Source organism: Streptomyces sp. DH12, from assembly GCF_020873895.1.
Classification (GTDB): Bacteria; Actinomycetota; Actinomycetes; order Streptomycetales; family Streptomycetaceae; genus Streptomyces.
On record NZ_JAHWGT010000279.1, the window covers coordinates 1 to 720 of the forward strand.

At 74.0% G+C, this 720-nt stretch carries 1 protein-coding gene and 1 pseudogene; both read right to left on the bottom strand.

Features of this window, described 5'->3' with window-relative positions; translation table 11 throughout:
* On the bottom strand, positions 1–458 hold a 458-nt coding region (locus tag LPA54_RS34035), incomplete at its 3' end, for a nitroreductase/quinone reductase family protein (RefSeq protein WP_228984543.1).
* A gap of 13 nt (positions 459–471) precedes the next feature.
* A pseudogene (locus LPA54_RS34040) lies at positions 472–720 on the bottom strand (phosphoesterase); the annotation flags it as partial.

Sequence of the window (720 nt, forward strand, 5' to 3'; positions counted from 1 at the left end):
CGTGCGAGACACCGATCACACGGGGAGCGACGGGCCGCCACGGACTCCTCACATGTGCGACCTCCTCCGTCCAGATCCACCCGTACCGTGAGCAGTTCGGCCCCGATCGCACGGACGGCGGCGCTGTTGAAGCGGGGGAGGGTGCGCAGCCGGGCGACGGGGTCGTCGTCGGGCATCAGGTGGGCGGTGCCGGTGTGCCAGCGGCCCCGGACGCGCACCCGCACCCGGGGGTCCGCCTTGATGTTCCGCACGTACTGCGAGCGTTCGCCGAACTCCGACACCAGCCAGAAGACCTCGCCGACGCGCCGCCCGCCCACCGGGGTGGTGCGGGGCAGGCCCGACACGCGGCCGGTGGTCTCCAGCAGGGTCTGGAACGGCATCCGGCGCAGCAGAGGGTTCCCCACGCGGCGCTGGAGTGCCGTGGCGACGCGGTACTTGCGTTCGGCGCGAGAAGTCATCGTGGCGCAGAGCCTACCGGCGTCCCAGGAAGACGGGGTTGGTGAAAGCGGCCAGGCTTCCGGGCAGCGGCCCGGCGACGGCCGCGTGCCGCACCTCCGCCCGCACGTACGCGGCGTACGCCGGGGTGGTCCGCCACTCCACGGCCCCTTCCCCGCTCGCCGGCAGCGGCGCGGAGGTGTGCAGCACGCCCTGGTCGGTGACGAGGCGGACGGTGCAGCCGGGGGCGCCGGTGACCTCGACGCGTACGGTGACGGGGGAGTC